Here is an 11,660-nt window from a genome sequence, read left to right as displayed (position 1 = left end):
TGATACTTCCTCCCAATCCGTTGGGGTCGAGTAGGGTTCGAGCTTGCCGAGAACCCGTATCGAGACATCCCGACGGTCCTCTTCTCGACACGCCATCTCGGCAGGCTCGATGGCTGCTCGAAGCCAACGGATCGCAAAGATGCATAAGCCCTACTTATGCCACTCCTGCAACGATTGATTGGCGCTCCTTATCGAACAGGCGCATTCCAGACTCGCGCCAGCGGATCGCCCAACCCGGATCGAACGCGGCGCGGAAAGGAGAATTAGCTTATGTATCACATGAAGGATCTCGACGGACTGGCCGCGCATCGCAGCATCGCGCCCGTGCCGCTCCTGTCGTCCCCGATCGGCGCCGCCCGCGCCTTCGTGCGCTGGTGGGGCGCGCATCAGGCCTGGCCTGCCAACGAACCCGTCCAGCTCACGCGCAAGCGCTGAGCGCCTGCTTGGCAGTCCTCTGATCGCTGGCTAGCTTCGGCGCCATTACGATCAGGGGACGCCATCTCATGAAGCTTGCCCATTCGGCCGCCGCCTTGCTGGCCGCCGCTGCCCTTCCTCTCACCGCCGCCTCCGCCGACGAAGGCATGTGGACCTTCGATGCCTTCCCCTCCGCGAAGGTGAAGGCCGCCTACGGCTTCGAACCCGATCAGGCCTGGCTCGATCGCGTGCGGATGTCCTCGCTCCGCCTCACCGGCGGATGCTCGTCCAGCCTCGTGTCGGGACAGGGACTGGTCCTCACCAATCATCATTGCGTGCGCGATTGCGCGCAGCAGATCTCGACCGACAAGGTCGACTATGTCGCGGGCGGCTTTCTCGCCGCGACGCTGTCCGACGAGCGCAAATGCGCGGGGCAGCAGGCCGAGATCGTCACCGCCATCACCGACATGACCGCGCGCGTGCAGAAAGCGATCGGCACCCTGACCGGAGCGGCGCTGGCCAAGGCGCGCGACGGCGAGGTCGCCGCGATCGAAAAGGAAGGCTGCAAGGATCCCGCGACCGAGCGCTGCCAGGTCGTCACTTTGTTCGGCGGCGGCCAGTACAAGCTCTATCGTTACCGCAAATATTCGGACGTGCGGCTGGTCTATGCGCCAGAGGCGGATGCGGCCTTCTTCGGCGGCGATCCCGACAATTTCAACTTCCCGCGCTACGATCTCGATGCGGCCTTCCTCCGCATTTACGAGAACGACAAGCCGGTCGCGACGCCGCAGCACCTGACCTGGGCCGCGCGGCCGCCCAAGGAAGGCGAGGTCGTCTTCATCTCGGGCAATCCGGGCTCGACGCAGCGCCTGCTGACGCAATCGCAGATGGCATTTCAGCGGGACGTCTCATTGCCCGCGCTGGAACTGTATCTGGCCGAGATACGCGGCCGGCTGATCGCCGCGACGGCGGGCGACCCCGAGAAGACGCGCACCGGGCAGGATCTGCTGTTCGGCATCGAGAACAGCTACAAGGCGCGTTACGGCCAGTGGCAGGCGCTGCTGGATCCCGATTTCGCGGGCAAGCTGGCGCGGAACGAGGCGGAACTGCGCGCGAAGGTGGCGGCCGATCCCGCGATCGCGCGGAAGGTGGGCGATCCATGGGGCGATGTCGCCAAGGTGCAGGCCGTCTATCGCGACATCTACAAGCCCTATAACTGGCTGGAGCTGCGCGCGGGGGGCTTCTCCGATCTCTATGCCGATGCGCGCACGATCGTCCGCGCCGCGCAGGAGCGCGCCAAGCCCAATGCCGAGCGGCTCCCCGACTATCAGGACAGCAAGCTCCCCCTGCTGGAAAAGCAGCTGACCGACGACAAGCCCGTCTATCCGTGGCTGGAGGAGATCGGCATCGCCTATTGGCTCTCCAAGGCGCGCGAGGCGCTGACGACCGATGCGCCGCCGGTGAAGGCGCTGCTGGGCAAGGAAAGCCCCGAGCAGGTGGCGCAGCGGCTGGTGACGGGCACGAAGCTGGCCGATCCCAAGGTGCGCGCGGCCTTGTTCGCGGGCGGTCTGGCCGCGGTGCAGGCCTCGGACGATCCGCTGATCAAGTACGTGCTGGCGCATGACGCAGACGCACGCGCGATCAAGGATCGCTACCGCTTCGAGGTGGAGGCGCCGACCATCGCCGCCCAGTCGAAGCTCGCGCAGGCCCGCTTCGCGGTCTACGGCACCGATCTCTATCCGGACGCGACCTTCACGCTGCGGCTGTCCTACGGCGCGGTGAAAGGCTGGACCTATCAGGGCGTGACGGTGACGCCGACGACGATGTTCGCCGGCATGTATGAGCGCGCGACGGGGGCCGATCCGTTCAAGCTGCCGCCCAAGGTGCTGGCCGCCGAGCCGAAGATCGACAAGACCAAGGTGGTCGATTTCGTGAGCGACAACGACATTATCGGTGGCAATTCGGGCTCGCCGATCCTGGACGCGAAGGGCGCCGTGATCGGCGCGGTGTTCGACGGCAACATCCACTCGCTGGGCGGCAATTTCGGCTTCGACGGCGCGCTGAACCGCAGCGTCTCGGTCTCGACCGTGGCGGTGGAGGAGGCCCTGACGAAGATCTACCCGGCGCCGAGGCTGTTGGCGGAACTGCACGGGAAGTAACCTCAGATCCTCCCCCTGCAGGGCGGAGGGGAACCATGCAAAGCATGGTGGAGGGGATGGACGCGCCACGCCACCCCCTCCGTCATCGCTACGCGATGCCACCTCCCCCTTTGCAGGGGGAGGAGTGAACTCACTTCCGCGCTTCCGCCGTCTGAGCCCTCAGCGCCTTGAACTCGCTGCCCGCGCGCCAATCCGGCCACGTCCGGCTGTTCGCGAGGCTCGCGCCGATGTCGTAGAAGAGCTGCACGTCCTGCGCGGCGCCGGCGAGGTTCCAGCCGGGCGTCACCTCGTCGCAGGGCTGGTGATAGCATTTCATGTAATCGGCCAGCCACTTGTCGCCCGCCTTGCGGCCGCCCTTCACCAGATCGTGGCCGCCGCTCATCCCCATCAGCAGCAGAGCGGGCACGCCGCGCCGGGCGAGCGAAAAATGGTCGGCGCGGAAGAAGAGCCCGCGCTCGGGCAGGGCCTCGGGCGTGATCGTGCGCTTCTGCACGGCGGCGGCCGAGGCGAGCATGTCCTCCAGTTCGCTCTGGCCGTCCCCGACGAGAACCACGTCCTTCGCAGGGCCCGCCGTCTGCAGCACGTCCATCGTCAGCGTCGCGACGGTCTGCGCGATCGGGAAGAGCGGGTGGGCCGCATAATATTCGGAGCCGAGCAGGCCCCGCTCCTCGCCCGTCCACAAAGCGAAGACGATCGTGCGATCGGGCTGGGGCGCCGCCTTGAATAGGCGCGCCAGCTCCAGCACGCCGGCCACGCCCGTGCCGTCATCGGCGGCGCCCTGCCGGATCGTCTTGCCCTGCGCATCCGGCGCACCGACGCCATAAGCGTCCCAGTGCGCGCCATAGACGATCGTTTCCTCGGGATGCGTCTTGCCCTTGATCATGCCGATCACATTGTGGCTCTCGACATGCGCGATCTCGACCGGCGCATCCATGCTGAGCGTGGCGCCGGTAAGCGGCACGGGGCGGAAATCGGCGCGCCGGGCGGCGACGGACAAAGCCGCCAGATCGAGACCGGAGCGGCGGAACAGATCGGTGGCGGCGGCGCCCTCCAGCCAGCCCTGCATCGCCACGCGATAGTCCGAGCGGACGATATCGTAATTCTCGCCGCCGGGGGCCTTCACCGTCTCCCAGCCATAGCCCGCGCCCGGCGTCTCGTGCACGATCAGCGCGCCGATCGCCCCATGGCGGGAGGCTTCGTCGAACTTGTAGGTCCAGCGGCCATAATAGGTCATGCGCTGGCCGCCGAACTTGCCCGCGACCGCCTCGCCCTCCGCCGCGTGGAAATCGGGATCGTTGACGAGGAAGACGGCGATCTTGCCCTTCAGATCGACGCCCTTGAAATCATCCCAGCCGCGTTCGGGCGCGGTGACGCCGTAGCCGACGAACACCAGCGGCGCCTTGTCGATCGCGACGCGATCCGTATCGCGCACCGTGCTGACATAGATGCCCTGCCCCTCGGTGAGCGCGACCGGGCCGGCGGCGGTCTCGATCGTGACCTGCGTGGTCGGCGCCAGCTTCGTACGGATCAGGGGGACGTTCTGGGTGAAGCCGCCGTCCGCACCCACCGGCTGCAGCCCGGCCGCGCGATATTCGCGGGCGAGATAGCCGATCGTGCGCTCCTCGCCCGGCGTGCCCGGCGCGCGGCCCTGATAGGGCGAGGTGGTGATCTCGCGGACGATCGCCGTCATGCGCGCGGCGCTCACCTGCGGGCCTTGCGCACCTGACGCCGTGGCGGCCCCGATGGCCGTCATCGTCGCCATCATGCCCGCCAAAGCCGTTCCGATCGCCATTCGCCGCATTCATGATCTCCGTTTCGCGATCGTCATGCGCCGAGCCGTGCGGCCATGCCAGCCTTTCGTTGCGATGATCGGCGGGCTCGACTATATGGTGGCCTCTCGCCCCGCACGCGCCGTTGTACGTCGCGAGCGGGGCGTTTCGTTTCGACGCACCTTGGGGAAATGAATGTCCCGCCGCCGGCAGATTTACGAAGGCAAGGCCAAGATCCTCTATGAGGGTCCCGAGCCCGGCACGCTGATCCAGTATTTCAAGGATGATGCGACCGCGTTCAACGCCCAGAAGAAGGGCACGATCAGCGGCAAGGGCGTGCTGAACAACCGGATTTCCGAGCATGTGTTCACCCTGCTCGGCAATATCGGCGTTCCGACGCACTTCATCCGCCGCCTGAATATGCGCGAGCAGCTGATCCGCCAGTGCGAGATCGTGCCGATCGAGGTGGTGATCCGCAACGTGGCCGCCGGCTCGCTCTCGAAGCGCCTCGGGCTGGAGGAGGGCTATCAGCTCCCCCGCACGATCATCGAATATTATTACAAGGACGACGCGCTGGGCGATCCGCTCGTCTCCGAAGAGCATATCGCCTGCTTCGGCTGGGCCAGCCAGGACGAGATGCACGACATCGCCGACATGGCGATCCGCGTGAACGATTTCATGACCGGCCTGTTCGCGGGCGTCGGCATCCGTCTGGTCGACTTCAAGCTGGAATTCGGCCGGATCTGGGAGAATGATTTCAGCCGGATCATCCTGGCCGACGAGATCAGCCCGGACGGCTGCCGCCTGTGGGACATGACCACGGGCGAGAAGCTGGACAAGGACCGGTTCCGCCAGGATCTGGGCGGCGAAGTGGAGGCGTATCAGGAGATTGCGCGCCGCCTCGGTCTCATGCCGGAAGGCGAGAATACGGTGCTGGACATGGCGGAGCATCGCAAGAAGCGGGGCGAATGATGCGGGCAGGCGGCCTCTTGATCGCAACGGTGATGATGCTGGCTTCGGCCGGCGCGTTGCAGGCCGCCCCCAAAGCCGCAGAGGAGAGCCGGCCCGAACCGGTCAACCTCAATTGCGACGCCATCTCCTATCGCGGGACGCTGGACCCCGCGACGATGAAGGAGCTGGAGCCGGTCCACGATCTGAACAAGGTCGCGACGATCCTGACCAAAAAGGGCTATGTGTTCGATCGCGGCCGCGGCACGCTGAACATCCCGCTCCCGCCCAAGGAAAAGGCCGAGATCGACGCGCTGCCGCCGGGCGAGCCGATCGTGCTGCCGTCGCGCGACGGCGGCGTGGTGTGCGTGCTGGTGCCGAGCGCCGATTCGGTCTGAGGGCTTAGCCCGCTCCCACCCCGTTTGTGTCGAGCGCAGTCGAGACACCGTCAGCATCGAGCGGAGCCGAGATGCGGGATCGGGGCGCCTGGTTCGACGCATCTCGACTACGCTCGATGCTGTGATCCCCCGACTTCGCTCGGGACGAACGGGAATAAGAAAGCGCGGGCCGGGAAGCCCCCTCCCTCACCGCCGGATCAGCCCCATCCGCCTGAGTGCCAGCCACGTCGCGCCCGAGCAGGCCGCGCAGGCGATCGCGGCGATCGTCGTGCCGCCGGCGACATGCTCGCCGGGCAGGCCGCCCGTATTCATCCCGAAGAAGCCGGTGACGAGGGTGGCGGGCACGAACAGCGCCGTGACCACCGAGAGCAGATAGACATTTTCGTTCGTGCGCTGGTTCGCCTGCAGATCCAGCTCGTCGCGCAGCAGGCGCAATTGCCCCTGCGCGGCGATGATCTCGCGATCCAGCGCGCTCAGCCGCGAGCCCTGTCGCGATACCAAGGTGGCGAGATCGGCGGGCAGGCCGGGATCGTCCTCCAGCCGGTGCAGCGCCGATCGCATCCCCACCGTCATCCGGTGAAGGCGCGCGGACAGGCGCCGCATCGCCACCAGCAGGCGCGTGTCGGGCGCCGCCTCGTCGGCGAGGATCTGGTCCTCCAGCGAGAGCAGTTCGCTGAGGATCGTCTGGGTCCGCTCGCTCACCAGATCGCCGAGCGCGGCGAACACCAGCTCCAGCGCCTTCACCCCGTCCATCGGCCCGGCCCCGGCGAGCCGGCCGCGCAGCGTGTCTGGCGTCTTGAGCGGGCGGTGACGCCCCGTCAGCAGCAGGCCATCGCGATAGGCGACACGCAGAGCGCCGACGCGTCCCGTCTCCACCTCATCGAAGTCGCGCTCCAGATCGGGCAGGATCAGGACCAGGGCATTGCGATGCCAATGGCCCTGCGCGCGAATATCGATGTCGATGAACGGCGCCGAGACCTCCGCCGGCAGGCCCGCCTCGTGCGTCACCCAACGCTGGCTGCGCCGATCGCACAGATCGAGGTGGATCCAGCGGAAGGGCGCGTCCTGTGGCGGCTCGACATGATCGAAGACAAGCGCATCGCCCTCGTTCCAGCAGCTCCAGATGATACCGGGCTGGATGAGCGCGACCGGAACGATCGCGTGGTCGGCGCTCGCCGCAAGGTCCATCGGCTGGGTCATGCGGGCGAGACTCTTAGCGCAAATCGGGCGCGAAGGCAGGCCCCCTGCCCTCCCCCCTCAGGCCGCAGGATCAGGCGCGTCCGCGCCAGATCTTCACGCGCTCGTCCGGCTTCGGGGCGGGCATGTGGCAGGCCGTCCAGCGGCGATTGCGATCGAGGCAGACCCAGATTTCCTCGAGCCAGCCCTGCTTGTTCACGTTGAGGCGGACCATGTCGGCCGTCATCCCGCGATTGGCGGCGGCGAAGGCGGTCTGCACGTCCTGCCGGCTGGGCGCGCGATAGGAAAGCGCGCGCAGATTCGGCATGCGCACGCCCGCGAACAGGCTGCGCGCCTCGGCGAAATAACGCTCCGCATCATAACCGGGCATGCAGGTGCCGTGCTTGGTCCATTCATGCTGGGCGAGTTGAGTGGAGGGCGTGGTGCAATAATGGGCGCGCAAGGTGGCGGGAGCGAGCGGCCTGGCGGGCGCGCACCATTGCGGCCAATCCTTGCCCACGCCGTCCGGCCAAAGGCCGTGAAGGACGAAGCCGCCCTTGCCCGCGCCCGCCCGGCAATCGAGCGAGCCCGCCCCGCTGCTACCGCCCTTGCGGCAATTCTCCGCGAGCCAGATCATCGCAAGCGTGTAGCCGCCGATCGGCATCACGCGCTGTGGCTCGCGCGCGCTGGGGCCTTCCTCCTCGGGCGCGGACAGACGCTGCGGCAGGTTGCACATCGGCGCCGCGACGGCCGGGGCCAGCGGCAGAATAGCGGCGGCGAGCGCCGCTGCGGTGAGCATCTTCATTCCCGTTTCCCCTTCATCCCCGCTTGCCCTTCATCCACGCGCGGGCATCGGGGCGCAGCAGCATCGCCCCGCCCGCCACCTGCAGAAACACGCAGATCACCGCCAGCATTCCGCGCGATCCGGGCACGACATCGCGCTCACCCAGCATCCGCCCGATCACCACCAGAGCCCACGCCGCCAGCAGCAGCGCCACCCAGCGCGCGATCCGGCTGGCGGCGCGCGATACGAGGACCAGCACCGCGAGCGGGATCAGCAGGCTGATCGCGTCGATCAAGGCCAAGCCGAAGCGCGGGGCCACGCCGAGGTCCGCGAACAGGCCGGTCTGCCGATAGAAAGCGAGCGTCATCGGCCACGCGACGACCATGTTGACCGCGCCGAGAATCAGCGCGGCGATCCACAGACGCTCGAACAACACGATGGAAACCGGCCGCGACATAATCCCCCGAAGCGCCGACGATAGCGCCGCCGGCCGCGCGGGAAAACCTTGGAGGCTGCCCTAGGGAGCGATTTTGAGAAGTAAGATCGGGCAAAACCTCGTTCGCCCTGAGCCTGTCGAAGGGCCGTTCTTCTTTGGCGGCCGAAAAAGAAGGACGGTGCTTCGACAGGCTCAGCACGAACGGATTTGAAGTGGTACCTGAGGTCGCCCCCTCAGATGGCCTCGAAATCGAGCCCGATATCGACCGCCGGCGCGGACTGGGTGAGCCGGCCGACCGAGATATAGGTGACGCCCGTTTCCGCGATCGCGCGGATCGTATCCAGCCGCACGCCGCCGGAGGCCTCTGTCGGCACGCGTCCCGCCACCAGCACGACCGCCTCCCGCAACGTCGGCGGCGCCATATTGTCGAGCAGCAGATGGGTGGCGCCGTTGGCGATGGCGGGATCGATCTGGTCGATCCGGTCGCACTCGACGATGATGCTGGCGATGCCCGCGTCGCGCGCCCGCGCGGTCGCCGCGCCGATATCGCCCGCCACCGCGACATGATTGTCCTTGATCATCGCCGCATCCCACAGGCCCATGCGGTGATTGCGCCCGCCGCCCATGCGGACCGCATATTTCTCGATCAGGCGCAGGCCGGGGATCGTCTTGCGCGTATCGAGCAGGGTGGCACCCGTACCCGCGATCGCATCGACATAGGTGGCGGTGAGCGTGGCGACGCCCGAGAGATGCTGGACGGTGTTCAGCGCCGAGCGTTCGGCCGTGAGCAGCGCGCGCGCCTTGCCCTCGATCCGCATCAGCACCGTGCCTGCCGCGACGCGATCGCCCTCCGGGATCGGCGTGTCGATCACGACATCGGGATCGAGCGCGCGGAAGAACGCCTCGGCCAGCGGCAGACCCGCCACGGCAATCGCCTCACGGCTGGCCATCACGCCCGAAAAGCGCGCTCCGGCCGGGATCACGGCGGCGGCGGTGATATCCCCGGAGGGGCCCATATCCTCGGCCAGGGTGGCGCGAACGAACGCACCCACATCAAAATTCTCGATCACCCGTCACTCCGTTTGGTCTGCCGCCCTACCCAGTCCACGATCAGTTTCAGCGCGCCTTCGTCGATCGTGGTGGCGATGCCGCGATATTCGGAGGGCGCGCCGGTGGTGGCGGGCTGGAGCATGTGGTTGAGGCCCGGCAGCTCGGCGAAGGTGGCGCCTGCGTTGCCGGCGAGCGCCGCCCTGATCGGCGGCAGATTATCGGCCGGTGTCACCTGAAGATCGCGCAGCCCCTGCACCACCAGCACCGGCTGGCGGAGCGCCCTGAGCGCCGGGATCGGATCATAGGACAGGAAACGGCGGAAGGACGGGAGCGCCAGCCCATCGGCCAGCATCTGCGCCTGCGCGCCCGTCGCGCCGCGCGCGGCCATTTGCGCGAGCGCCTTCGTGCGGACGGTGGCGCCGTCGTCCTGCGAGAGGGCGAGCGCGAACAGCCCGCGCTGACGGGCGATGCTTTGATCCACGGTGGCGGGGGGCACGCCGTCCGCCAGCTCGATCACGCGCTTCTGTGCGAGCAGCGTCTCGGCCCCGGTGATCCCCGGCGGCGCGATCAGGACAAGGAAGGAGGAATGCGCGGTGGCGGCGACCATCGGCGCGACCTCGCCGCCCTCGCTATGCCCGAGCAGTCCCGTGTGCGCGGGATCGATACCCGGCTGGCCGCGCAGCCACGCGAAGGCGGCGGCAGCATCGGCCGCGAAATCGTCGATCGAAGCGTTCGGAAAGCTGCCCTGCGACTGGCCCACGCCCCTTTTGTCGCAGCGGAGCACGGCGACACCCGCGCGCGTGAGCCGATCGGCGAGCAGCAGGAAAGGTTTATGGCCGAGGACGGTTTCGTCGCGCGTCTGCGGGCCGGAGCCCGCGATCAACAGAACGGCCGGATGCGGCCCCGGCCCTTGCGGACTCGTCAGCGTGCAGCCCAGCATGAGGCCGCCCGTGCCCGGTACGCTCACCTCCTCGACCCGATAGGGGAAAGGCGGCTTCGGCTCCTGCGGGCGCGCGGCGACGGGCGCGGCCGCACCGGGTGCGCGGCGCGTGAAGGTCGCGGGGCTCGATACGCCGCGCTGGGTGAAGGCGCCGGCAAGCGTACGTCCGTCGGCGGACAGCATCGCGTCCAGCCGGCTGCCGATGGACGGCACATCGATGACGACCTTCGGCCCGTCCCGCGTGACCGTGAGCGGCATGCGGCGGGACGACTGCTCCGGGCTTTCGAGCGTCGACCCCGCCTCCGCCAGATGCAGGATGAGCTGGAGATCCATGCCGGCGGCGATCCGCAGCGCACCGTCCCACTCGCCGTTCAGCGAGGGCAGCGGCGCGGCCTCGGCGGTCTGCGCCGCCGGTGCCGGCATCAGCAGGATCATCGCCCGATCAGTCCGCCTTCGCCATCGCCGGGCGGCCGACATCCCCCTGCCCGACCGTGGCGGCCGCCATTTCCAGCATCTTGTCGAGCGGGCGCTTGGCGGCGAGGCGGGTTTCCTCGTCCATCTCGATGCGCGGATTGAGATCGCGCAGCGCGAGGTACAGCTTTTCGAGGCTGTTCATCGCCATATACGGGCACATGTTGCAGTTGCAGTTCCCGTCCGCGCCCGGCGCGCCGATGAAGGTCTTGTGGGGTGCGGCCTTCTGCATCTGGTGGATGATGTGCGGCTCGGTCGCGACGATGATCGTGTCGGCGGGCGACGTCAGCGCGAATTCGAGGATGGCGCGCGTCGAACCCACCTGATCGGCATAATCGAGGATATAGGCCGGGCATTCCGGATGCGCGGCGATCGGCGCATCGGGATATTGCATCTTGAGCTTCAGCAGCTCGGTTTCCGAGAAGGCCTCGTGGACGATGCAGGCGCCCTGCCACAGCAGCATGTCCCGCCCGGTCTTCCGGTTGAAATAGGCGCCCATATTCTTGTCCGGCGCGAACAGGATCTTCTGGTCCTGCGGGATCTGGGCCAGGATCTTCTCGACCGACGACGAGGTGACGATGATGTCGCTGTGCGCCTTCACCGCGGCCGAGCAATTGATGTAGGTGAGCGCAAGATGATCCAGGTGCGCGGCGCGGAACGCGGCGAACTGCTCGGGCGGGCAGCTGTCTTCCAGCGAGCAGCCGGCGGCCATGTCCGGCAGCACCACCGTCTTCTGCGGCGAGAGGATCTTGGCGACCTCGGCCATGAAGCGCACGCCGCAGAAGGCGATCACCTCCGCATCCGTCTCGGCTGCCTTCTTCGACAGATCGAGGCTGTCGCCCACGAAATCGGCGAGATCCTGGATCTCCGGCACCTGATAATAATGGGCGAGGATCACGGCGTTGCGCTCCTTGCGGAGCCGATCGATCTCGGCGCGAAGGTCCAGGCCGGCAAGGTTCGTCACGGGCGCGTTCACGGGCAATCTCCTCGCCGCGCCAGATAGGAGCGGCGCGGGCATTTGTCGAAGATTCTTGGTGGGAAACGCCACGCAGCGCCGCCGTCATCCTGAACTTGTTTCAGGATCCATGGCCGGGCCTCTCCGCTGGGCGCGACAG

At 67.6% G+C, this 11,660-nt stretch carries 12 protein-coding genes; 5 read left to right on the top strand and 7 right to left on the bottom strand.

Features of this window, described 5'->3' with window-relative positions; genetic code table 11:
- The first annotated feature begins 270 nt into the window (after window positions 1–270).
- Both HL653_RS10100 and HL653_RS10095 read left to right on the top strand, forming a co-directional pair.
- Entirely contained in the window at window positions 271–435 is a 165-nt protein-coding gene (locus HL653_RS10100) for a hypothetical protein (RefSeq protein WP_171744419.1), read from the top strand.
- A 68-nt stretch (window positions 436–503) separates the two neighbouring features.
- On the top strand, window positions 504–2,573 hold the full coding sequence (locus tag HL653_RS10095) for a S46 family peptidase (RefSeq protein ID WP_171744418.1): 2,070 nt from the start codon (window positions 504–506) through the stop codon (window positions 2,571–2,573).
- 130 nt (window positions 2,574–2,703) lie between these two features.
- On the opposite strand, the gene HL653_RS10090 is transcribed toward HL653_RS10095, so the two are convergent.
- Window positions 2,704–4,326: a M28 family metallopeptidase gene (locus HL653_RS10090; protein ID WP_253717842.1), complete on the bottom strand. Its 1,623-nt coding sequence runs from the start codon at window positions 4,324–4,326 to the stop codon at window positions 2,704–2,706.
- Between HL653_RS10090 and HL653_RS10085 the strand changes: the two genes are divergently transcribed.
- Genes HL653_RS10085 through HL653_RS10075 form a run of 3 tightly spaced genes read left to right on the top strand, consistent with a single transcriptional unit; the run spans window position 4,316 to window position 5,688 of the window.
- Window positions 4,316–4,537, top strand: coding sequence for a hypothetical protein (locus HL653_RS10085; protein ID WP_171742667.1), 222 nt, complete (start codon window positions 4,316–4,318; stop codon window positions 4,535–4,537). The two genes, HL653_RS10090 and HL653_RS10085, sit on opposite strands and share 11 nt — an antisense overlap.
- Window positions 4,538–5,314, top strand: a complete 777-nt coding sequence (gene purC / locus HL653_RS10080) for a phosphoribosylaminoimidazolesuccinocarboxamide synthase (protein ID WP_171744417.1) — start codon at window positions 4,538–4,540, stop codon at window positions 5,312–5,314.
- Window positions 5,311–5,688: a hypothetical protein gene (locus HL653_RS10075; protein ID WP_171744416.1), complete on the top strand. Its 378-nt coding sequence runs from the start codon at window positions 5,311–5,313 to the stop codon at window positions 5,686–5,688. Before purC ends, HL653_RS10075 begins: the two co-directional genes overlap by 4 nt.
- Window positions 5,689–5,874: 186 nt before the next feature.
- Here HL653_RS10075 and HL653_RS10070 read toward each other — a convergent pair whose 3' ends face one another.
- The 6 genes from HL653_RS10070 to nadA form a co-directional block, all read right to left on the bottom strand.
- Window positions 5,875–6,888: a CorA family divalent cation transporter gene (locus tag HL653_RS10070; RefSeq protein ID WP_171744415.1), complete on the bottom strand. Its 1,014-nt coding sequence runs from the start codon at window positions 6,886–6,888 to the stop codon at window positions 5,875–5,877.
- A gap of 70 nt (window positions 6,889–6,958) precedes the next feature.
- On the bottom strand, window positions 6,959–7,669 hold the full coding sequence (locus HL653_RS10065; RefSeq protein ID WP_171744414.1) for a ribonuclease T: 711 nt from the start codon (window positions 7,667–7,669) through the stop codon (window positions 6,959–6,961).
- 13 nt (window positions 7,670–7,682) lie between these two features.
- The gene (locus HL653_RS10060) at window positions 7,683–8,105 is read right to left on the bottom strand and encodes a hypothetical protein (protein WP_171744413.1); all 423 of its coding nucleotides are present in this window, start codon (window positions 8,103–8,105) and stop codon (window positions 7,683–7,685) included.
- Between the two features lie 212 nt (window positions 8,106–8,317).
- Complete coding sequence (gene nadC / locus HL653_RS10055; RefSeq protein ID WP_253718026.1) at window positions 8,318–9,100, bottom strand: carboxylating nicotinate-nucleotide diphosphorylase; 783 nt, start codon at window positions 9,098–9,100, stop codon at window positions 8,318–8,320.
- Between the two features lie 50 nt (window positions 9,101–9,150).
- Window positions 9,151–10,509 carry a S9 family peptidase gene (locus HL653_RS10050; protein WP_171744411.1) on the bottom strand — a complete coding sequence of 453 codons (1,359 nt, stop codon included), beginning with the start codon at window positions 10,507–10,509 and terminating at the stop codon, window positions 9,151–9,153.
- 7 nt (window positions 10,510–10,516) lie between these two features.
- Window positions 10,517–11,521 carry a quinolinate synthase NadA gene (nadA, locus tag HL653_RS10045; RefSeq protein ID WP_253717841.1) on the bottom strand — a complete coding sequence of 335 codons (1,005 nt, stop codon included), beginning with the start codon at window positions 11,519–11,521 and terminating at the stop codon, window positions 10,517–10,519.
- Window positions 11,522–11,660 lie beyond the last annotated feature (139 nt).

This window comes from Sphingomonas sp. AP4-R1, from assembly GCF_013113735.1.
Classification (GTDB): domain Bacteria; phylum Pseudomonadota; class Alphaproteobacteria; order Sphingomonadales; family Sphingomonadaceae; genus Sphingomonas_I.
This window is presented reverse-complemented; position numbering and strand designations above follow the sequence as displayed.

Bases quoted from the DNA above. Each gene is read 5' to 3' on its own strand.
- HL653_RS10100 (WP_171744419.1), top strand. From the start codon at position 271: ATGTATCACATGAAGGATCTCGACGGACTGGCCGCGCATCGCAGCATC.
- HL653_RS10095 (WP_171744418.1), top strand. From the start codon at position 504: ATGAAGCTTGCCCATTCGGCCGCCGCCTTGCTGGCCGCCGCTGCCCTT.
- HL653_RS10085 (WP_171742667.1), top strand. From the start codon at position 4,316: ATGGCCGTCATCGTCGCCATCATGCCCGCCAAAGCCGTTCCGATCGCC.
- HL653_RS10090 (WP_253717842.1), bottom strand. From the start codon at position 4,326: ATGACGGCCATCGGGGCCGCCACGGCGTCAGGTGCGCAAGGCCCGCAG.
- purC (WP_171744417.1), top strand. From the start codon at position 4,538: ATGTCCCGCCGCCGGCAGATTTACGAAGGCAAGGCCAAGATCCTCTAT.
- HL653_RS10075 (WP_171744416.1), top strand. From the start codon at position 5,311: ATGATGCGGGCAGGCGGCCTCTTGATCGCAACGGTGATGATGCTGGCT.
- HL653_RS10070 (WP_171744415.1), bottom strand. From the start codon at position 6,888: ATGACCCAGCCGATGGACCTTGCGGCGAGCGCCGACCACGCGATCGTT.
- HL653_RS10065 (WP_171744414.1), bottom strand. From the start codon at position 7,669: ATGAAGATGCTCACCGCAGCGGCGCTCGCCGCCGCTATTCTGCCGCTG.
- HL653_RS10060 (WP_171744413.1), bottom strand. From the start codon at position 8,105: ATGTCGCGGCCGGTTTCCATCGTGTTGTTCGAGCGTCTGTGGATCGCC.
- nadC (WP_253718026.1), bottom strand. From the start codon at position 9,100: ATGGGCCCCTCCGGGGATATCACCGCCGCCGCCGTGATCCCGGCCGGA.
- HL653_RS10050 (WP_171744411.1), bottom strand. From the start codon at position 10,509: ATGATCCTGCTGATGCCGGCACCGGCGGCGCAGACCGCCGAGGCCGCG.